The sequence below is a fragment of the Mucilaginibacter pineti genome, from assembly GCF_900101875.1.
In the GTDB taxonomy this organism is placed as follows: Bacteria; Bacteroidota; Bacteroidia; order Sphingobacteriales; family Sphingobacteriaceae; genus Mucilaginibacter; species Mucilaginibacter pineti.
Genome location: NZ_FNAI01000008.1, coordinates 252505 through 274886 on the forward strand (window position 1 = coordinate 252505; position 22382 = coordinate 274886).

Sequence of the window (22382 nt, forward strand, 5' to 3'; positions counted from 1 at the left end):
GCTTTTAATTAAAATTGTTCGGGTTTAAGCAGCACGTATATCATGTATACAAATACCGCGATTGAGATAATAAATAGTGCGATCATGATTTGTTAGATTTTTTCGAACCAGTCGATTGATTTAAAGAATACCCAGCAGCATATCAGAATGGCCAGGAATAAAACTATTGTTATCATTTTTATTTTGTTTTGACTACAATAGGCAAACGCAATACCATCGAAACAAACAACAAATTAAATACCTGATAAACAAATACTTACAATTAAAAACAGCATGCCAAAACTATCTATAAACAAAAAACCCTTCCAAAATGGAAGGGTCGGTTTTCAAAAGAACATTATCCGGCATAACTTACCGGGGGAACCTTTTTAAGGTGGAAGTTGTTTACCGGCGTTACCACCATCGGAATTTTCTCTATCCGGGTTTCGCTGGTATCTAACCCAAAGGCTTTGGCATCTGACTGGGCCAACCGTTTTATAGCGAAATAACTATTGAGGATAAAACCCTCTTTGGCGCTGAACTCATTTTCATACGAAAGGAACTTTTCTAATATCACAAACTGAAAATCGGCAGCAAGGTTATATTTTTTTAATGACGGGTAGCGGCTTGTAATATTCAGCTCGTCGTTAGCAACCATTTCCTGAACTACTTTTCTGAATAGCACATTAATACGCGGCTGAATACGGAAACCGAGCCTGAACTCTACTCTTATTACCTTATCATCTTCCAGTTCCTCCACGCTGTACTCCATGGTAAAAGGTTCATCGGTACGTTCAATATGGATAAACCAATAAACATTGGCCCGCTTGGGCTTCCGGCTAAATATGGAATAGATGATCTTCTGCTCTATCTGCCTGCTATTGTTGGCTTTAGTTAAGTAGATAAGGTGCGTTGCGAATTTTGATACCGATGTATCTTCGCTCAAGGCATTCAACACGGGTATCTGTTCTCTAAGATCAACAAAGTTGAGGAAGCGGTTATTGATCTTACGCGCCCTAAACCAGATATACATGGTAAATATCAGCCCAACTTCAAACCCAAGGAAAAACAAACGTTTAAGGATCTTAACAGCGTTGGCCACAAAGAAAGAAAACTCTACGCTGAGAAACATACACAGTATGATAGTCACCAGCCACAACGGCCAATGCTTTACATAGCGCATAAAATAGTACATGAGTATGGTGGTCATGAGCATGGCTATAGTAATAGAAAAACCATAAGCGGCCGTCATGGCTTCGGAAGTTTTAAAGTAAAGGCTCACGGCTATACAACCGAAACACAAGATCCAGTTAATGCTGGGGATATAAATTTGCCCCCGGATGTTGGACGGATATTTTATGGTGATACGCGGCCAGAAGTTCATGCTCACCGCCTCACTTATAAGCGTAAACGACCCGCTGATCAATGCCTGACTGGCAATAATAGTAGCCAGCGTGGCTATAATTACTACAGGGATAACAAAGCCATGTGGCACAATAGCAAAAAACGGGTTGATATCCTTAACGCTTAAAGGATTAGTTTGGCGCAATACCCATGCACCCTGCCCAAGGTAATTGAGCAGCAAGGTAGTTTTTACAAACATCCAGCTTACCTGGATATTTTTACGGCCGCAATGGCCCAGATCTGAATACAAAGCTTCGGCACCCGTAGTACAAAGGAAAACAGCGCCTAACAGCCAGAAACCTTTAGGATGGTCCATTAATAAATGGTAGCCGTACATAGGGTTGAATGCTTTAAAGATAACCGGGTAATGTGCTATTTGAATGCTGCCTAATACGCCCAGCATAATAAACCAAACCAGCATAACCGGCCCAAATGCCGCACCAACCACGTTTGTACCAAACTGCTGAATAAAGAACAACAGTAGCATAATAGCTATCACAATTATCAATACAACATCGTTACCGGGAGTGATGATCTTTGACAGTGCAGGTACCAGGTTTAAACCCTCAATGGCCGATGTTACAGAAATTGGCGGGGTTATTATACCATCGGCCAGCAATGTGCCTGCACCAATAATAGCCGGGATAGCCAGCCACTTACCATAACGCCGAACTAACGCGAATAGGGAGAAGATGCCTCCTTCGCCGCGGTTATCTGCCTGCAGAGTAATAAAAATGTACTTGAAGGTAGTTTGTAGGGTAAGTGTCCAAAAAACGCAGGATATGGCGCCAAGCACCATAAACTGGTCGGTGCGGCCACCTTCTTTTAATAGTGTTTGTAAGGTGTACAATGGCGATGTACCTATATCGCCAAAAATAATTCCGAGGGTGATCAACAAGCCACCCGCAGAAACTTTGCGAAGGTGGGGATTCATGATACGAAAGAAAAGTTTGTGATTTGTAAGCGGATGGGGTTAACCGTGTTAAGTGCCCGGCGGCACATTAAGCAAAAAGGGGTATAATTCATACCCCGCCGCCTGCAAACTCAATACCACAAAGCAAAAACGGCCTTAAACGACCGTAAAGGCACTTTTTAAATTATCACACTTTGAAAACCATGCCAAAATGAAAGGGTGGACTATCAAAATGGAAGGGCGTTTCTCAAAATGGTATGGTTTTTAGCCCAATTTATACTCATCGAGCTTGCGGTAAAGCGTGGTAAGACCGATGCCCAGCAAGCGGGCGGTTTCTGTTTTATTACCTTGCGCATGAATAAGTACCTTTTGAATATGCTGCCGTTCGATAGTTGCCAGATCAAGCGCGCTATGGTCAACGCTGCCTTGCCTGAACTCCAGGGGCAGCAGGTCTGCATCAAGGGTATCATCGTCGGCCAGGATCACCACGCGTTCAATAACATTTTTAAGTTCGCGGATGTTCCCTTTCCAATGATGGCGGTTAAGGAGGTTTAAAAATTCCGGCGTTAGCTTAGCCATACGCCTGCCGGCCTTGGCGGTAAACTCTTTAAGATAATAATTAGCCAGCAGCTCAACATCACCCTTACGATCATTAAGCGAAGGCAATGAAATACTGAATACCGATAAACGATAATAAAGATCAAGCCGGAAATGACCTGCTTCGGCCTCCTGCTGCAAATCGCGGTTAGTAGCAGCCAGTATGCGGATATTTACCTTGGTGGTTTGGGTATCACCTACTTTTATAAATGTTTTATTTTCCAGCACACGCAGCAGTTTGGCTTGCAGTTCGTGGCTCATCTCACCTATCTCATCTAAAAATATAGTGCCATGCTGGGCTTCTTCAAACAGTCCTTTTTTATCTTTTAAAGCCCCTGTAAACGCACCGGCTTTATAGCCAAATAGCTCGCTTTCCAATAACTCGGCAGAAAAGCTGCTGCAGTTTACCGCCACAAAGGGCATCAGCCTGCGCTGGCTTTCATAATGTATAGCCGAAGCAAAAACTTCTTTTCCTGTACCCGTTTCGCCTAAAAGCAATACGGTGGTATCTGTAGCGGCAACCTTGCGGGCAAGGGATACAGCCTCCAATATCGGTTTGGATGTGCCTATAATGCGGGCGAAACTATATTTATTGGTCACCTTTTTTTCCAACTCAAAAACACGCAGCTGTAAGGCGGCCTTTTCCATAGCCTGGCTTATCAGCGGGATGATCTTGTCGTTATCATCACCTTTAATGATATAGTTAAAAGCACCGTTTTTGATGGCCTTTACGCCATCGGCAATGGTGCCATAGGCGGTAAGGTTAATTACCTCTACATAAGGTTTCTTTTCTTTTATGGCGGTTACCAGGTCTACACCGTTTACATCGGGCAGCTTTACATCGCTTATCACCAACAGTACATCTTCCTGAATCAGCACCTTCAGCCCCTCCTTGCCGGTGGCGGCTTCCAGCACATTATAGCCCTCTAACCCAATAATGCGGGCAAGCAGACCGCTCAGTTTTTTTTCGTCGTCGATAATTAAAATGGTGTTCTGCATACTTAGCGGGATAAAATGCCGGGCATCTTTTATGCAATATTAGCGCTTATTTCTATCATAAGATAAAAAACAAAAGGCCGCTCATAAATTTTGAGCGGCCTTTCCTACAAACTTAAGTTTTACTTAGTTCTTGTGAATATCCAATTCGCTGATCAGGTTATTGGCACCTCCTAAAATATCCATACACCACAACACGTAGCGAATATCTACGCAGATGGTTCTTTTGTACTTTTTATCAAAGGCAATATCGCCGCTCATGGCTTCCCAGTTGCCGTCAAAGGCCAGGCCTATCAACTCGCCGTTACCATTTATAACCGGCGAACCTGAGTTGCCGCCCGTAATATCATCATTGGTAATAAAACAAACGGGTACTGTTCCGTTCATGCCGTACTGGCCAAATTGCTTATTGTTGTAGGCTGTGATCAAAGATTTAGGCAGATCGAACTCGTCATCGCCAGGCTTGTATTTCTTCATTACTTCGTCAAGGGTGGTTTGTACTTCAAAATGCTTCCCCTCTTTGGAGGTATAATCCTGCACGTTGCCATAGCTGATACGCATGGTTGAGTTAGCATCGGGATACATTAATTTATCCTGATTTTTCTCCAGCAGGGCTTTAAGATAGATCCTGTCCAGGCTGTCTTTACCTGCTTCAAAGTCACTTACTTTTTTGCCGAAAACTTTTTCAGAATACAGCCTCGGATGTACATTCCTGGCATACAAAAACGCCGGATCATTAAACATCGCATCGGCCGATGGGTTTTGCATAAAGGTTTTTAGCTTGGTAGAATCTATGATAGCGCTATTAGCCCAAAGATCATCGGCCAGTTTAGAGAACGTGCCCTCTACCGTTGGCGCCGGGTATTTGGCAATAATATCCTCAACAAACTGCGGGTGCTGATCCTTAGGCACATCGGCATAATAAGCGGCCATTATTTGCACAAAGATCTTTTTATCGGCAGATACGTTGTATGTTTTCAGGTAATTGTCAGTAGCTTCTTTAAGCTCTTTTTGGATCTGCTCTACAGCTTTGGGGTCGTTTTTATTTTGCTCCAACGCTCTTAAACCGCCAAAGGTGATCAGCGTATTAACTACAAAACCCGGGGCTAATAAGCCCTCTTCAATATAGGTGTTGTGCACAGCATAAGGATCATAGGCAGCATATAGCTTTTTATAGCCATCCATTAAACCTGCGTAGGCGGGCTTGTTTGCTGCCCACTTGGTAAATGCGGCCTCTTCTTTTTGCTTTTGATCGTAAATACCCAATTGCTTTAATTGCTCTGTTTGGCCGATGAAATATTTCCAGTAATTGGCTATTTCGGCATATTTTGAAGATAGTTTAAGGCGTGTATCTACACTTTTATTCATTTCTTCTTTCCATGCTTTAAGGCGGATATCGCGCAGCTTTACAATAACCGGGTTGGTTTCTTCGGTTGCTACTTTAACCCCGTTTGAGGTAAGGAACCTGTCAGTTTTACCAGGGTAACCGTATACCATAGCAAAATCACCATTTTTAACGCCTTTGATAGATACCGGCAAAAACTTTTTAGGCGTAAGCGGAACATTATCTGCCGAGTAAGCGGCGGGCTTTCCGTCTTTACCGCTATAAATACGGAAGATAGAGAAATCGCCGGTATGGCGTGGCCATTCCCAGTTGTCGGTATCGCCACCAAATTTACCTATTGATTGCGGCGGAGCGCCCACCAACCTTACATCGTTGTAAGTTTCATACAGGTATAAAAAGTATTGGTTACCATTAAAAAAATCCTTTACAGCACCTTCATAGGCGCCTCCGGCTGTTGCTTTCGCTATAATGGCATCGCTGGCTTCCTTTATTTTTTCGGCACGGTTGGCGTCGGTAGCACCTTTTAAGGCAGCGGTTATTTGAGGGGTAACATCCTCCATCCGCACCAAAAATTGCACAAAAAGTCCTGGGATAGCTTTTTCTTCCTGGTAGCTTTTAGCATAAAAACCGTTATCAAGAATATCATTTTGTGGGGTTGAATTTGCCGAGATAGACTCGTAACCGCAATGGTGATTGGTAAAAACCAGGCCTTTATTGGATACTACTTCCCCGGTACAAAATCCGCCTCCCAAGGAAACAATGGCATCTTTTATACTGGCTTTATTGATGTTGTACAAGTCTTCTGGGGTTAGTTTGAAGCCTTGTTTCTTCATCTGATCATAATTTTTGCCGATAAGCATCGGAATCCACATTCCCTCATCGGCCTTAACCGCCTCTGCAAACAGCAGCGGCAGCAACAGCATCACAAAAACCAATTTAAGTTTAGTCATATATTTATTTTATAATTTCGATAGTATGAAATACCCTGGGATATTTCGGTACAACAATACAATTTTTCATTGTAAGTTAATATGCCAAAAGTTTGTAAATAAACGGCGACTTTAATTATATGTTATACCTGCCGGCGGCATTACTTTGTACTAAGGTGGTTAAACTTATAAGTAAGCGTTAGCAGGAAATACCTTTTAAGCGTGTTATTTTGAATATCGTAAATGCTGTTATCGCCCGTGTAGCGGTATACGCTTACATTCTGATCAAAAATATCATAGGCGGTCAGTTTAACTTCGCCCCTGTCTTTTTTAAGCATTTGCAGGGCTACCGAACTGCTGATAACATTTATACTTTTTTGAATACCGCTGCTTACCTGCGAGTTATAAATAAAATCCTGCTTGGTTTCCCAGATGATTTTTGCCGGCCAGCGGATCACAATGTTGTTGTTAAGGTTAAAATTGCTGGTGTTTATCCGTTTATGATCGCCATAATCATAAAAAGTATGGGAAAGGTTATAGCCTCCACCTATATTAAGTTCAACCTTATCGTTCCAGTTAACACCTGCACCCTGGTTAAAATTATAGGAGGTGCTTTTTTGCCAGCCTTCTACACCGTTTAAAATATTCAAATTGCGGTTGTTGTTAATCCCCAAACGGGTATTGGCGTTTATTTGCCACTTGCCACGCTTCTTAAATTGCTTGTTTATACCAAGGGACCCGTAAAGCCTTTGTTGGCCATCGCGGTTAACAAAATTGGTTGACTGCGCCCCGTTGCCGGCTGCGGTTAATACCCGGGTAATACTGTTCTGTTCTGACGAGAAATTGCCATAGGCATAGATGTACAGCTGCGGGGCCTCGAAGTATTTATTAAAGTTTAAATCGAAATTATTGGTTGTTGATGGTTTTAACAGCGGGTTACCCGTTTGACTGTACAAGGGGCTGTAAACAATTGTTGTAGGCTGCAATGCCGATAGATAAGGCAAATTGGTATACCGGCTGAAGCTTGCAGAAACCGGGCCGGCCTCCACCCTGAAAGATGGCATATAAAACAGGTAGTTACTGTAAAGATTACCTGTAGTAAACTTATTTTCAACCTGTTGCCAGTTAAAACTCAATCCAGCAACAACCTGTATCTCTTTTGTGAATTTGTAGGTAATACCTGGTTTAACATCTTCTATCCACTGATTCCTTTTTAAATCGGTGCTTTGTGTGGGCAAAAATATATCATACAGGTTATTTACCTTATTTTTATCAAAAGTAAGGTTGCGCTCAACCGATTGATTGTAAGTACCAGATGTGGTGATATCCAGCGTTAGTTTTTTAGTGACAGGGTAACGGAAACTACCGCTTAAATTGCCCGAAAAACTTTTGTTATCGCTGCGCGAATACCGCCTTAATGTGTCTGATTTAAGGTTTGCCACATAGGAGTGCAGGTCATTATTACTATAACCCTCGCCCTGATTAGGGTTTACATCAAGACTATGACTAATGTTTAATGATTCGTCTTTTTTATTTTTAAACCGCTTGTTGAAATAAAAATCCTGGTGAATTTGTGCCGATGTACCGCTATTGCTTGAGGTATTGGTATTATCGCTAAGGTGTTGACCTAAGCCGTTAAAGCTATCTCCCGATGAACTGTTTGTGCCGTTATTTCTGTTGAAAACTATCCTGGGCGAGTAATGGAAAGTGCGCAAAGTATCCGGGTTCCAATCTACCAAACCAGTTATGGAGTGCGAATAGGTATTGGATTCGTTGGTATTTTTTCCTGAGTTTATTAAGGTGGTATCCTTTAAAAACTGCCGTCCTATTTGCGAGCTTTGGGAAAAGTTATTTTTTTGACTGTAGAAATAAAGCAGGTTAACTTTTAGTTTTTTGCCATAATCGGTATTTAAATTAAAACCGCCCGATGTGATCTTTTCTATCCCGCCACCCCAGTTTTGGCCACCTACAGATACTGTACCGTTGTATAAATTATCGCCCCCGCTACGGTTGAAACCACCCTGCGAATACAGTTCATTATTTGAAAACGCAGTACGGTTAAGGTTGTTACTAAGCCCGATTATACTTACCTGCAGGGTATCCCTAAACAGATTAAATAAACCACCGCTTTCATACCTCCCGCGTGTACCACCACCAGCAAATACCTTCCCGAAAACACTTTTCTTAATAGCCTTTTTTAGTTTAAGATTAATGATCTTGCCAACTTTTGAATCACTTATGAGGTGGTCGGGGTCATTTTCGCGGTCGTCATAAACCTGTACCGATGATACTATAGCGGCATCAAGGTTTTTGCTGGCAATTTTCATATCGCTGCCAAAAAACTGTTTGCCGTCAATTAACAACTTACTTACAGCCTTGCCGTTCATGGTTATGGAGCCATCACCGTTTACTTGTATACCGGGTATTTTCTTCAGCAGTTCCTCTACCACAGCATTTGGTCTGGTTTTAAATGCCTCGGCGGCAAACTCAATGGTATCCTTTTTCATGGTGATGGGCGGCCTATCGGCCCTGATAATCACCTCATCAAGCATTTTTTTACCCATCTCAACCTCGCCAAGGTCAACTATTTCATTTTTTTTGAGGGTGAATGTTTTAACAATGGGGCGGTAAGATGCAAAGGAAATAACCAGCTTTATTTTACGATCGGCAGGTAAGTTATTGAGTTCAAAGCTGCCCGTTTTTTTTGTTAAGGTATAGGCGATGAGCGCTGTATCTTTAACATTAACAAGCGCAACGGTGCCAAGCTCTAAAGGCTTTTTATCGGCAGAATCGATAAGCTTTCCTTTAATTATAGCGTGATTTTGGGCAAAAGAAAAGGTTACACTGAATAATAGTGAAATGAAAATAAGAATAAATTTCATGCAGGGTATAAGGGTGTGTGATAAAGGTATATATTAAGGTTTTCAGGCAGGGTTAACCTGGCAGGCTATGTCATAAATACAGGGTGATTTTCAGGCGTGGTTTGTTAATAAACTGTTTAGGCACAGGTATTATAATGAGATCAGCCAGTCATAGCCATCTCAAAAATATGTTCAATAATAATCTGCATCAATGGACAATATGGGTATCATAATGGATAATTTAACTAACATATAAACAAACATGATTATTAATAGATAAAGTTAACTAACGATTGGCGTATTATACCGTTAAATAATGTTAAATTATATGTGTATTGTCCATCAAATATTCACAATAATCCATTTCAAGTAGGCCTTTAAATACATAGTTTTAAAATTGTTTGGCCCTCGCGGGCGTTGATGTTCACCTGCACTTTAAACCAGTCGCCGGGTTTTAGTTTCAGGAATGGATTTTGTATCCATGATAGCCAGGGAAACAGCATCCCGATTGCCATTTTTAAAAGTTTTTTCTGTTTCATTATTTTGTTATTTGAAACAAAGGAGCAGAAATGGCGCGGTAGTATCAATGGTCATTGAGCAAGCGGCGGTTATCATTTATTATTTGGTAAAACAGGCCATTAGTACTAAGTCTTTAAAAACAAAACTTTTACGTTGAGTTAATTAACATTAAAAGTAAAACCAATTACTAACTGCAACATAACCTGTAAGTTGTATATTTATTGCCTCCCGAACCATGATTTTTTTTCGCTTATGGGTTATTTTTTGTTTAACCATGTTTACTGCCCTTACCGTACAGGCGCAGGTGGGCGATCCTATTTTTAAGGAAGATTTCGGATCGGGCACAGCGCAGATAGGACCTGAAATAAGCGACCCCAACTTTTATACCACCTATACCTACGTACCAACAACCCCGCAGGATGGCAGTTATACTATTGCCAACTCAACCAGCGGCATGTATACCGGTGCCTGGCTGGTAACCGGCGACCATACCGGCAACCCGGGCGGCTATATGATGGTTGCCGGGGCAAATGGCTCACCCGATGTATTTTACAAACGAACAGTAACAGGTTTATGCCCTAATACACAATACCAGTTTAGCGCCTATTTATTAAATTTAATGCAGTTTGATGGTATTAAGCCCAATGTAACTTTTACAGTAACTACCAGCCTCGGTACATTCACTAAAAACACCGGGTTTATAGATAATGGCCTGGGCTGGCAGCCGTATAGCATTACCTTTACCACCCCGCCAACCGGCGGCAATATTACGCTGCAAATGACTAACAGTTCAAGCAGTGGTTATGGAAATGATATAGCACTGGATGATATTACCTTTAGCCCTTATGGGCCTACCTTAAAACCGGGCATCAATAACTCGTCAGCACCCGTCAGTAGCTGCTCAGCCGCCGACAATACGTATCAGCTCGGCGTCACCATTGATCCGTCGGGCTTTCATTACACAGATCCGGCATACCAATGGCAGGTGGGTAACAGTACCGGATGGGCAGATATTCCCGGTGCTATAAATTCCACATACCAATTGCATCAGCCTACCGCAGCAGGGGTTTATCAATATAGATTGGTAAGTGCCGAAGCCGCAAACATAACCTCGGCACAATGCAGGGTTGCGTCGGCACCGGTTACGTTAACTATCAAATCTACCCCGATAGCACAGGCATCAGTTTCAGGGTTATCAACCATTTGCTATGGCGACAATATAAACCTCATGGCATCTGGTGGCGACACTTACAATTGGACGGGGCCAAATGAATTTACCACCAGCCAACAAAATCCAATCATCGGCAATGCCACCGAGGCCATGACCGGACAGTATAGGGTAATGGTAACCACGGCAGGCTGCCCCGCGTGGGCCACAGTGACGTTGCACATAAATCCAAAAGTAACGGTTGCAGCGGGGCCCAACAGACAAATCCTCCATGGGCAAAGTGTTCAGCTTAACGGCATGGCTACCGGCGAAGGCATTACTTACCACTGGACTCCCTCCCGGTACCTGAGCAACCCGGATATCCTCAACCCTATTGCTACTCCCGAAGCTGATATCACCTATACCCTCCACGTAATATCGGCAGCGCCATGCGCAATGGAAATAGATAGTATGGTTACCATAAGCGTATACGATAAAATTGTTGTCCCCAATACTTTCAGCCCCAATAATGATGGTGTTAACGATACCTGGAAAATTGCCGCGCTGGATACTTTTCCAAATTCCATAACGCAGGTATTTAGCAGGTACGGCACATTGGTTTTCGAAAGCAAGGGGTACCCCCGCCCCTGGGACGGTACCAGTAAGAATGGCAAACTTTCCACCGGAACCTATTTTTACCGCATCGACCTCAAAAACGGCAAGGTGTATTCGGGTTGGGTATTGCTGGTGGATTAGGCGCTATTAATTTGCTCTGCGTGGTCGTGACGACTACTCACCCCGCCGGCACTGCGTGCGACGGCCCTCTCTTCGCCTTCGCTGGAAAGAGGGCGGGGACATTTTTTATCCAACTTAAAAATCTCAAACCAAAGTCTTTCCCTCTTTCCGGCGAAGCCGAAGAGGGTGGCCGAGCGTAGCGATGGTCGGGTGAGTCCTCTGCGGCAAGCTACAATCGCACCTCAACAATGAACAGCAAATTCATCACTGAACAAACAGCACTATCTATAAAAACATGAACAAAAACGGCGTTGGGGTTTAAATTATATTTAGCTGGTAAAAACATCTAAATATATAAAACTCATGTATGCGATCTTTTCATTTGGTTGATTGGTTTAAGGATATACCCATTGCAAGAAAGTTGTATTTTACCATTGGCATAATGGCTTTTTTAATTGTGGTTGAGTTGTTTACGCTCAGCTTCGCGGTAAATTCCCTTTCGGCCATACGTACGCTGGTTGGTGGCGAGGGACTTTGGTCAAAGGCTCAAAAGGATGCTTTCTCTAATTTGCGACTGTATGCTTACTCGCATAACAATAAGGACTACCAGGCCTTTTTGCAGCACATAAAAGTACCTATGGGCGATGGAGTAGCCCGCAAGGCAATGGAACAGGAGCCATTCTATTATGACCAGGCCCGTAAAGGTTTCCTGGAAGGTCGTATCCACCCTGATGATATTGATGGCGTTATTAAATTGCTGCGCCGGTTTAACAAAATATCATACCTGCAAAACACCATTTATTATTGGAAAGAGGCCGAACGGATAATGATGAAGCTGATGCCGGTAAGCCAGCAATTACACGATAGGATAAACGACGGTGATATATCGGCAGAAGAAACTCAGTTTTACCTGGATTATATTGAGCAACTAAACACCCGGCTATCGCCCATTGAAGATAATTTTTCCTATAGCCTTGGCGAAGGTTCGCGCTGGTTTGAGCACCTTGTACTGGGTATGCTGATAACCCTTGCATTTACTATAGAACTAACCGGCATATTGATAACTATTTACGTTAGTCGTAATATGGAAAAAGGGGTAAATGCCATCATTAAAGGTGCCAGCATGGTATCAAAGGAAGCATTTGACACCCGGGTAACCGTATATTCGCGCGATGAGATCGGCATGTTGGCAATGGCTTTTAATCAAATGACCGATAAGCTGGAACAGACCATAAATGACCTAAAAGCGGCCGAAGTTAAGGCCAAAAGTGAACGCGACCGTGCCGAGGCATCTGAAAAAATAAAACAGACCTTCATTGCCAATATGAGCCATGAAGTTTTAACGCCCATGAACGCCATTATGGGCTTCGCATTGCTTATGGATGAATCGAAACTGAACGCCGAACAGCAGGAGTACAACAAGGCCATTATTAAATCGGGAGAGTTTTTGCAGATCCTGATCAACAATATCCTCGATCTCTCGAAAATTGAGGCCGGTAAAGTTGTCCTGGAAAAAAAGCCGATAAATATTCCCGAACTGGTACAAACCACAGCATCACTTATTAAGCCCGAAGCGGGCAAAAAATCGCTCGCCATAAGCTATCACACGGATAATAATATCCCCGACATGGTTTTGGGCGATGGGATACGTTTAAGCCAGATATTACTAAACCTTACCACCAATGCCGTTAAATACACCCAATGCGGCTCGGTACATATTGAGGCAAAAATCACCGATGAAACCGACGCGATAATTTGGATAGAATTTAGCATTAAAGATACCGGACCCGGCATCCCTATGCAAAAGCAGGAAAAGATCTTTGAAAGTTTTGACAGGATTGAGCAAAGTCACCGTTTAGGTGGTATTGGGCTTGGCTTAAGCATGGCCAAACATCTGGTTGATTTACAGGGTGGAAAAATTTTCATACAAACAAGTGACGCTTGCGGGTCCGACTTCAGGGTTTTACTGCCTTTTGATAAACATGCCACCATTGCCCCCAATAAGCCCCTGTTAATAGCGGGCGACATTAATATAAATGATTTAAAAAACACCCGCATTTTAGTGGCCGATGATAATCCGCTTAACCAGATGCTGGTGAGCAAGGTTTTGCAAAAGCGCGGCTACATGGTTGAACTGGCCGATAATGGTCAGATTGCTGTAGACAAGCTGATAGGTGCCAGCTTCGACGTTATTCTGATGGATTTGGATATGCCCGAACTTAACGGCTACGAGGCCACAACCGTTATTCGTAACCTTGATAATGACAAGCGCACCATTCCCATTATTGCCATAACAGCCCACGCCACACAAGAGGTTATGGAGAACTGTTTTGCCTGTGGCATGAATGATTTTATTGCCAAGCCTTTTGATGCCCAGGTATTGCACAAAAAAATAATGGCATTTTTAAGCCCGCAATCGGTGTCGTAGAGATGCAATATTTCATGTTTCTGCGGAGAACGACTTTATATCTCCTGTTTCTCAAATAATTCCACAACAGCACCTTCAATCATTAACCTGGAATGCTCATAGTGCAATTTTTTGTAGAATGCCCCCTTTTCTATCATGGCTACCAGGTTGCTTTTTTTAAGCAACAGCGTTACAATGTAAAATTTAGAGAGTTTGAATTTATGAGCATAAGCTATCTGATCAAAATAGTTAAATTCAATATCAATCTCTTCATATTGGTGGTTGGCCAGCAACATTTTGATTTTTAACCCATGGAACAGGGCACGCATAAAAGGGGTATAAACCTGGTTGCGGGCATGATATATTTTTAATACCGACCGGTAACAAGCCAGCATCTTAACCTTATCGTCCATAATAAAACAAGCGTCGGCAGCGGCTAAATTTAAAAAGAAGCTGTAGCTGCCCATTTGTCTTGTAAAATCCTTATAATTTCTTTTAAGCAGGTTAATAAAACGTAGTTGCTTAATAGGGTTACGACTTAACTGCAGCGTAAACGTGGCCAAAATGTAGGTGATATCATTAGTTACCGTATCGTTAAACCACTCGCCCGGGCCCGGTGGATCAAAGCAAAAACGGGTGATTTCGGCAAAGGCATCCTTTTTCACAATACCATATTTAAGGTAATTAAATATGGTATTGATAGACTTAACCGGATTTATCGGAAATTTAAAAATATCAATCTGCGAAATATTTTTGAGGCTCAGCAGGTGGGTTTCCAATGATTTCATATCCAGCCGGGTAATGGCTATTATGGATAAGCTGCAAAGTACCAGCATTTTTTTATCGTTGGGTAAATCAAACTTAAGCAAGGCAAGCAACGCCTTTTCGTAGGTTATATCAATATATTCCAGCCCGAAAAAGTAATAGAAAAGCTGATTATCAATATTTAACTTAAAATACTGGCGCGTAATAACTTTGTTATCGGCAGCGGCAAGTTCGCGGTCAAAAATATCGCCTATAAAGGTAATCAACTCTACCTTTTGATTAAGGGACAGATCTGTTTTGGTTATATAATTAAGACTATGCTGCTGCTCGGTTTTAAGCGAATACATCACTATCCACTTTATTACATTGAGTTTTACATCGCTGTTTGATATGAGGTTTACCTGTACCACCAAATTACTATTAAGGCGATTATTATTATCTGAAAGCAGCTTTTGGGCAAGCATATAATCTAAAAACTCGGGGCGCCCAAATTCAATACAGGTATTGTAAAGCAGTTCGTCGCTTTTGTTAAGTTCCGTTAAAAACCCCAGGCTTATCAACTCCTGATACACAACAGGATACTTATTAATTATAGCATTGGCATTTAAACGATTAACCTGGTATTGGCCTGTTTTTGAACTCATAACCTGTATTAACTCAAAAATGAGTGCAAGCCGCTCAACAGCATATTTATCAAGATAAATTTTATCAAGCACCAAGGCAGCAATCATATCATATTTTAAAAGGGCATCAACGTGGCTCAATAATTCGTCGCCTTTGCTTAGCTTATAATAAATTTGATAATATAAGGGATTGCTCATCATATCTATCAGCGCCGGGTGGATAAATGGCCTTTGTTCGTGGTTTATTTTATTGTGTAGCTCCTGAATTTCGTGCAGGTAAAAAAGCGGCACATTGATACCATTTTCAGGATCGCTTATGAAGCCGGTAAACCACTTTTGCGTGCCCGCATAAAAATGGTGCTTGTTGTTGAGCCATGTAGCCGAGGTCATGCTGAGCACCAACCGAAAGGAGTTGCTTAGCTCGTAAACAGACAAAATATCTACCAACTGGTTCACAATCAACTGAAACTGATCTGCCTTAAAAGCATGATCATCAAAACCATCAATAATTAAAAAGAATTTGCCTTCATCGTTCTCTTTATTGGTGAGCAAGGTTACGAGATCGTCTGTGCGGTCGAAACCTAACAGAGCCAACAGCCAAACGTAAATATCTTGCCCGCCAAGAAGTACCGATTGCAGCGTAGCTGTGCTAAACAGCAATATAATATCTTGCCGACCCGTTAACACGTTAAGTTCATGCCGTTCCTCAATCCAATGCAGCAGGGCAATTGTTTTGCCATAACCGGATGGCGCCATTATAGCCGTGGCAATATCATCTGAAGCAAGAAAGCCATCCATGTGGTCATTTATAAACTTACGTTTGATGGTTTTAATATATGGGATACCAGATCGCCCTTTTAAAGCGCGTAAGCTTAAGTGAGTTAATTTATAGGCATGTTCATTAAGGGTAAGCCAGCTCAATGTTTTGTCCGATTCGGCTTTGCTGTCATGATCTTTTATAAAATTGTCCCAGTTGCTATAACCGCAATACTGCAAAAGTGTATCAAGTGTAAACTGCGATGGCTTAAAATCGCTGTTGGCAAAGCCATAAACCCGTTTCAGAGTGGTTTCGCTCAGGCGGTTACGGGTTTTCTGAAAAATAAGTTCGCATAGCACTTTGCAGTCCGAAGGGCTCACGTGCTTTAAATTAGACGTGGTGAGCACCAATTTTTTCAATAACTGAAAATGATGTGACAGCATGCAGGATCGTTAAAAATCATAGGTTTAAGAAATGAACATTTCATTTAGGGGTAACCACACATCAATACATATATTATAATATTGACACCGGGTTGTAAACCAAATTTAAATGATATGGCATACAAATATTTACTATGAACAAAAGTGAACAGCACATGAAATTGTGAATAGGCCCCGCCAGGATACTTTTACAGCTAAAAAATGAATTTCAAACGAATGCAAACCTCCTATCCATTTCATTCAAAACAACGGGGCTAAGTCATTTTGTTCTGCCAACCAGCATCCAGCAAACCCATATTTATATTTATTAAATTGATTACCAATAAATTAACTATAAAACAAAGCTATATGTACATTTATGCAAAAACGCGGTCGACTTACAACGAAACCAAGTACCACCTATTCCTACGCAGATAAAACACGCTACCAAATTGGGGGTCTGTAACAAAAATGATTGATGCCAAAATGAATAAATGCCGTATAATTGGGGATAACAATTTTTTAATTACAAATTGCAATGAAAATTTTCCCCTATCATTTTATCCTGAGCTTATTTATTGCCCTTACCTGTGCCGGCAACATTAAAGCCGATACGCCGCCTGTAAAAAAAGCAAACAGTCACAAGGCCGATAAACCAGGCTTTACCAAAGCCGATGCTGATTTGGCCTACAAGGCGTTTAACCAGTATTTTTATAATCCTAAAACACGCATATATTGCAGCACCACCAAAAAAGACGGCGTAGCAGCCATTTGGGTGCAGGCCATTTACTGGGATATGGCTATGAACGTGTACGAGCGTACAAAAAAACCAGCCCAAATGGACTTCATAAAAGATATTTACCAGGGTAATTTTGAGCATTACGATAACTATAACTGGACCAACAAAAAGGTGTGGTTTATTTATGACGATATGATGTGGTGGATCATGTCATTAGCACGCGCGCATCAGCTTACGGGCAACAAGGTTTATCTTGAAAAGGCCATAGCCGGTTTTAACCACGTTTGGGAAGGCTCGCATGATCCAAAAGATGGCGGTATGTTTTGGGATTTTCAGCACAGCGGTAAAAACTCCTGCATCACCTACCCTACTATTATAGCCGCCGTACGCCTTTATAACATTACCGGCGATACTTCATACCTTAACAAAGCAAAATCTGTTTATGAATATGGCCGTAAAAACCTGTTTGATGCCAGCAGCGGCCGTTTGGCTGATAATAAGATAGGCGCACACCCCGGCTATTCAGATTATACTTATAACCAGGGCACAGCAATTGGAGCAGCCTACGCGCTTTATAAAGCTACTAAAGATGCCTCTTATCTTAACGATGCCAAACTTGCTGCCGATTATACCATGAACCACATGTGCAAAAACGGTATCCTGCCAACAGAAGGTGATTTCAATGAACAAGGCATTCTGAAAGCCATATTTGCCCAGTACATTATGGAACTGGTGAAAGACGGTAAACAAACCCAATACCTGCCCTGGATTCAGCAAAACGTAAACACCGGCTGGCAAAACCGCGATACTGCGCGCAACCTTACCTTCCGCAATTACGCAATCCCCTGCCCAACCGGCGATATACAATCATACGAGGGCAGCAGCATAGTTTATTTTATGCAGATAGTGCCGCCAACCAAAAAGTAAAAAAACTATTCTACATAAAAAAAGACCTGCTATTTAAAAATGGCAGGTCTTTTTTTGTGATTGTATTTTGCTTTTCTATTTCCTCAACAGGCTGTTTATGCTATCAATCGTTTCGTCATCGCCCGGCCGGCCGGCGTTGGCTTTTGCTACGGTTCCGTCTTTATTAACAAGTAAATAATAAGGGATGCCGGTTATCTTAAAGCTTTTTAACACGGCTTGCGATTGACTGTAATTCAGAAAGTAATTCTCCCCTTCGATATTTTTAGTACCAATAAGGCTTTTCCAGGTTTTATCATCCGGCGAACTGATGCACAAGTAAACAAATACAACATCCTTACCGGCCAATTTCTCGCGCAGCTTTTGCGAGTTTTCCATTTCGCCAAGGCAGGGCATACACCAGGTGGCCCACACATCTACATAAACTACTTTCCCTTTATATTTGGCTATCGCCCTTTTAAAAGGATCGGTACCCGTTAATTGCTTAGGGCTGTAAAGCACCGCTTTCGCTGGTAGCGTACTATTGTTTATTTTATCAATTTCCTGCTGATAGTAAGCTAAAAAATCATCTTTGATATAGCCGCTCCGTACGTTTTTAAGATAAGCGGATAGGTTGGGCTTAATAAAACCAATGTTGCCGTTAATTTGCTGATATAAAACCCTTGTTGCGTACAAATCCCTCAAAAACGGATCTTTAATGGTAAGCGCATAATCAAAACCGGGCAGGTTATGCGGCCTGTTTGCCATGTATTCATTTACATAGCGGGTGGCCACCTGATTTAGAAACCTGTTAATTTCATCTTCGGTGGGTTTATTAATGGTATCCAGTATCTTTTTGGCAAGCGCCTTGTCATCATCCTCCAGCTCGGGATGGTTTTGTACAATAAAGGTGGCAATATCCTTATTAAGAATGATAACGTCTGGTGCCTTTTTATCGGCAGCCCTACCCATTACCATAAAATAATGGTGCAAAAAGTCTTTATAAATATCGGTACCATACATGGCAGGATCATTAAGCTTAACCTTAAATTCCTTTAAATAATCATTTAGCCGCGGATCATTTACATTGTTAACGACCATAGCCCGCATAATAGCGTTGGCGGCGCTGTACCGCAAATTAAGCTCGGCCTGCTTTTTAACCATATTGCCTTCCACGGTATTAAACTTTCCTTTTCCAAGGGCTTTATCATTAGGGTTCTTGCCTGTTTTATCGTCAGGGCCAAAATATTTATTGTTAAACTCCAGGGCTAAAACCAATTGCTCGTTCAGGTACTTTTTCAGGTATGGGATTCCTTTTTTAATCAGCTCATCCGATTGATTACGCAAAGAATCATCCACACCGGAACGTTGGAGGCTGTTGTAATAGGCCAGCATCTGGTTATTAAATAAGGCCCCGTCTTTGGTAAAAATTATCTTCCGGTCCGAGTAATCGGCAGACATGTAGAAACTAAAATTTAGATGCTGGCCCGGGCTCACGTAAAAATCAAACTGGGTAACGCCCGCCTCCAGGTTTATTCCTTTTGGCAATTTTGCAGCCTGGCGTAACGATATTTCCTGGTAACCATTTATCGCGAAAACCACTTTAAAGTTACCCTGCGCATCCTTATTTATGGGGATAATCATGTCCTTATCTGTTGCCATATCGCTGTACTTAAACGAATACACGTCAATTAAGCCCGGGTTTTGCACCAGGTTATTAATGTTACCGGTAATGGTTACTTCTTTTTTTTGGGCAAAAGCATTAAGGCCAGGCAGTAATAAAATTAAAAACAGGAATGCAGAAGGTAATTTAAATTTAAGGTAGCAGGTTGTCATCAGGTTATAATAGGATGGCCAAATATAATATTGCCTCTTAATATTTCACTATAATTTATCTAACAAAAAACCGGCCTTAACTTTCGTTGAGGCCGGTTGTAATGCAGGGATATGGATAAAGGTTAAAAAGCAGGTTTGTCTTTTGTTAAAACGGAGATGCCGGCATCAATATACTGCCCTCCTTTTGTTTGCTTACAGTGTATGGCAATTACATTTTTTCCGTTGGCAACAAGGGCCTTCTGGCTTTCAGGACTCATGGCTATTACGCCATAGCCAGATGTAAAATCATCGCGCACCACGGCCTTTACGCCGTTGATATACACCTCGCAGTTTTCATCATGGTGCATGTACAGCACAAGATCGGTACGATTTATTTTGCTCAGGTCGCCCAGCGTAAATTCCTGGCGAATCCAAATGTTATTGGTGTTCCATACCGTTTTAACATTGGCGCCTGGCGTAAAGCTGGTACCAAAACCACCCTGGCCTGTTTTCCACGCGGCATCGTCAAACTTACCGTTAAACCAACCATTGGCAGGTTTATCAAAGGTATACTTCCAGTCGCGACCTTCTTTTTGAGACGATGGTAAAAGCTCTTTTAAATAAATGTGATCATTGATTGCCGCCACGTTTGATGCCCTGATCTTTTCAACCGCGCCTTTAACAATCTCGCGGTCGTAAGTAAGCAAGCCGTTCAGCTCTACCTCAACATCGGTGGTTTCGGTGTAAACTGCGGCACTTAAACCGTTGTTGGTTTTATACATAACCAGGTCTTTAGCGTAAGAATCATACAGGTTGGTGTAGTCCTTTTCGTTATCGATCATGATATAAGTAGGGCCCGATTTCCAGATGTGCTTAGGGAAAATATAGCCTATACCACCGTATTCGCCGCAGGCTAAAACCTGTGTGCTGCTGTTAGGTACACCCGGAGGCGGGTAACTGTGAATGTCAAGAAAATCGCCCACACCAAAGTGACCGCCGCCACTGGCCTGGTTAATTAAACGGCTGGGATCAAGCCTGTGTACCATATCAACCAAACCCGGCGTGTTGTGTTGTGCCTGCCCTTCGTTAAATACCACCCAGGTAACAATACTTGGCGTGTTATAATGTGTTTTTATCATACGCGTAAGCTCTGATGCAAAAGCGGCGGTATCAACAGGTGGCGTATGCTCGGTATACGAGTTTGGCGATGGCATATCCTGCCAAACCATAAGGCCCAGTTTATCGGCCCAGTAATACCAACGGTATGGCTCAACTTTGATGTGTTTGCGCACCATGTTAAAGCCAAAGTTTTTGATCATTTGCAAATCGTTTTTGATGGCAGCATCCGTTGGTGCGGTGTAGATACCATCTGGCCAAAAACCCTGGTCAAGCGGACCAATCTGGAAAAGGAACTTATTGTTCAGGTACAGCTTTTTGTAGCCATCCTCAACCCCAACAGAAATTTTGCGCATACCAAAATAGCTGGTTACCGCATCTACATTTTTACCATTTTTAGTAAGGGCGATATCCAGGTCATACAAAAAAGGTGAATCTGGCGACCATAATTTGGCATCCGGAACGGGCACCGTTATTTCTTCGTTGGCATTGCCAGTTGCGGTTTGCACAACCTTGCTGCCGTCTTTTACTTTAATAGTTACGGCATAACCGGCAGCATTGGCACCGGCATTTATTTTGATGTTAACTACCGATTTATCAATATCGGGCGTAATGGTAAAATCATTAATGTTGGTTACCGGAACGGGTTCCAGCCAAACGGTTTGCCAGATCCCTGTTGTTGAGGTATACATAATACCCTGCGGATGCAGGCTTTGCTTACCCCTCGGGAAGCCGGCATCGTCGGTTGGGTCAAATACCCTTACGGTAATTTCCTGCTCACCCGCGCCTTTTATGGCCGGTGTAATATCAAAGCTAAAAGGGTCATAACCGCCGGTATGTGTGCCCAGGCTTTTTCCGTTAACAAAAACTTCGGTTTCGTAATCAACCGCGCCAAAGTGCAGTAATACCTGCTGGCCTTTCCACGCCGCCGGAACAGTAAATTTACGGCGATACCAAAGCCTGTCGTGCTGTTCCATAACGCCCGACAATGCAGACTCAACCGGGAACGGAACCAGGATTGTTTTTGCCAGCTTGCCGGCAGGTACAGCCTCGCCCTTAGTGCCCGGCTGGTATTGCCAAACACCATTAAGGTTAAGCCAGTTGGCACGTACCATTTGCGGCCTCGGATACTCGGGCAATACGCTTTTGGGGTTAACATCCTTTGCAAAACGGGTCATTAAAACTGCCTTTTTGGGTTGCCATTCCTGGGCAAATAACAGAGAGGGTACAGCCACTAAGGCTATAGTGATGAGTTTTTTAAAATTCATAGTTCAGATAATACACCCCGGTTAGCAAATACAAGTCTGCGTGCTAACAAAGGATCATTGGTTTAACGCGAAATAAAAGTAATTTAAAATGCGATACCCTTTTTACCACCCTTAACAATTGATTTGTTTTGAAGAAAGGTTG

General features: G+C 42.4%; 12 protein-coding genes. 3 read left to right on the plus strand and 9 right to left on the minus strand.

Features of this window, described 5'->3' with window-relative positions:
• Window positions 1–8 precede the first annotated feature (8 nt).
• The 6 genes from BLS59_RS32705 to BLS59_RS31660 all read right to left on the minus strand — a co-directional run bounded on the left by BLS59_RS32705 (window position 9) and on the right by BLS59_RS31660 (window position 9563).
• Window positions 9–86, minus strand: coding sequence for a potassium-transporting ATPase subunit F (locus tag BLS59_RS32705; protein WP_091151259.1), 78 nt, complete (start codon window positions 84–86; stop codon window positions 9–11).
• 251 nt (window positions 87–337) lie between these two features.
• A complete protein-coding gene (locus BLS59_RS17965; RefSeq protein WP_091151147.1) occupies window positions 338–2317 on the minus strand; it encodes a KUP/HAK/KT family potassium transporter in 1980 nt (659 codons plus the stop codon).
• Window positions 2318–2560: 243 nt separating this feature from the next.
• Window positions 2561–3892: a sigma-54-dependent transcriptional regulator gene (locus BLS59_RS17970; protein ID WP_091151149.1), complete on the minus strand. Its 1332-nt coding sequence runs from the start codon at window positions 3890–3892 to the stop codon at window positions 2561–2563.
• A gap of 123 nt (window positions 3893–4015) precedes the next feature.
• Window positions 4016–6184: a S46 family peptidase gene (locus BLS59_RS17975; protein WP_091151151.1), complete on the minus strand. Its 2169-nt coding sequence runs from the start codon at window positions 6182–6184 to the stop codon at window positions 4016–4018.
• Between the two features lie 140 nt (window positions 6185–6324).
• Window positions 6325–9045 carry an outer membrane beta-barrel protein gene (locus tag BLS59_RS17980; protein WP_091151153.1) on the minus strand — a complete coding sequence of 907 codons (2721 nt, stop codon included), beginning with the start codon at window positions 9043–9045 and terminating at the stop codon, window positions 6325–6327.
• Window positions 9046–9401: 356 nt separating this feature from the next.
• Complete coding sequence (locus BLS59_RS31660; protein WP_162842681.1) at window positions 9402–9563, minus strand: hypothetical protein; 162 nt, start codon at window positions 9561–9563, stop codon at window positions 9402–9404.
• 254 nt (window positions 9564–9817) lie between these two features.
• Between BLS59_RS31660 and BLS59_RS17985 the strand changes: the two genes are divergently transcribed.
• Together BLS59_RS17985 and BLS59_RS17995 are read left to right on the plus strand one after the other, a co-directional pair.
• Entirely contained in the window at window positions 9818–11446 is a 1629-nt protein-coding gene (locus tag BLS59_RS17985) for a T9SS type B sorting domain-containing protein (protein WP_162842682.1), read from the plus strand.
• Window positions 11447–11792: 346 nt separating this feature from the next.
• Window positions 11793–13853 carry a HAMP domain-containing hybrid sensor histidine kinase/response regulator gene (locus tag BLS59_RS17995; protein ID WP_091151156.1) on the plus strand — a complete coding sequence of 687 codons (2061 nt, stop codon included), beginning with the start codon at window positions 11793–11795 and terminating at the stop codon, window positions 13851–13853.
• A 35-nt stretch (window positions 13854–13888) separates the two neighbouring features.
• Here the strand turns inward: BLS59_RS17995 and BLS59_RS18000 are convergent, their stop codons facing one another.
• Window positions 13889–16357, minus strand: coding sequence for a hypothetical protein (locus tag BLS59_RS18000; protein ID WP_143014159.1), 2469 nt, complete (start codon window positions 16355–16357; stop codon window positions 13889–13891).
• A 580-nt stretch (window positions 16358–16937) separates the two neighbouring features.
• Here BLS59_RS18000 and BLS59_RS18005 point away from each other — a divergent pair.
• The gene (locus BLS59_RS18005) at window positions 16938–18065 is read left to right on the plus strand and encodes a glycoside hydrolase family 76 protein (RefSeq protein WP_091151158.1); all 1128 of its coding nucleotides are present in this window, start codon (window positions 16938–16940) and stop codon (window positions 18063–18065) included.
• A 75-nt stretch (window positions 18066–18140) separates the two neighbouring features.
• Here BLS59_RS18005 and BLS59_RS18010 read toward each other — a convergent pair whose 3' ends face one another.
• A complete protein-coding gene (locus tag BLS59_RS18010; RefSeq protein ID WP_091151160.1) occupies window positions 18141–19877 on the minus strand; it encodes a TlpA family protein disulfide reductase in 1737 nt (578 codons plus the stop codon).
• Window positions 19878–19999: 122 nt separating this feature from the next.
• Window positions 20000–22240 (minus strand): glycoside hydrolase family 2 protein, encoded by a 2241-nt coding sequence (locus BLS59_RS18015; RefSeq protein WP_091151161.1) that lies wholly within the window; start codon window positions 22238–22240, stop codon window positions 20000–20002.
• Window positions 22241–22382: the final 142 nt, after the last annotated feature.

Bases quoted from the DNA above. Each gene is read 5' to 3' on its own strand.
- BLS59_RS17965 (WP_091151147.1), bottom strand. From the start codon at position 2,317: ATGAATCCCCACCTTCGCAAAGTTTCTGCGGGTGGCTTGTTGATCACC.
- BLS59_RS31660 (WP_162842681.1), bottom strand. From the start codon at position 9,563: ATGAAACAGAAAAAACTTTTAAAAATGGCAATCGGGATGCTGTTTCCC.
- BLS59_RS18015 (WP_091151161.1), bottom strand. From the start codon at position 22,240: ATGAATTTTAAAAAACTCATCACTATAGCCTTAGTGGCTGTACCCTCT.
- BLS59_RS18010 (WP_091151160.1), bottom strand. From the start codon at position 19,877: ATGACAACCTGCTACCTTAAATTTAAATTACCTTCTGCATTCCTGTTT.
- BLS59_RS17980 (WP_091151153.1), bottom strand. From the start codon at position 9,045: ATGAAATTTATTCTTATTTTCATTTCACTATTATTCAGTGTAACCTTT.
- BLS59_RS17970 (WP_091151149.1), bottom strand. From the start codon at position 3,892: ATGCAGAACACCATTTTAATTATCGACGACGAAAAAAAACTGAGCGGT.
- BLS59_RS17995 (WP_091151156.1), top strand. From the start codon at position 11,793: ATGCGATCTTTTCATTTGGTTGATTGGTTTAAGGATATACCCATTGCA.
- BLS59_RS18005 (WP_091151158.1), top strand. From the start codon at position 16,938: ATGAAAATTTTCCCCTATCATTTTATCCTGAGCTTATTTATTGCCCTT.
- BLS59_RS32705 (WP_091151259.1), bottom strand. From the start codon at position 86: ATGATCGCACTATTTATTATCTCAATCGCGGTATTTGTATACATGATA.
- BLS59_RS17985 (WP_162842682.1), top strand. From the start codon at position 9,818: ATGTTTACTGCCCTTACCGTACAGGCGCAGGTGGGCGATCCTATTTTT.
- BLS59_RS17975 (WP_091151151.1), bottom strand. From the start codon at position 6,184: ATGACTAAACTTAAATTGGTTTTTGTGATGCTGTTGCTGCCGCTGCTG.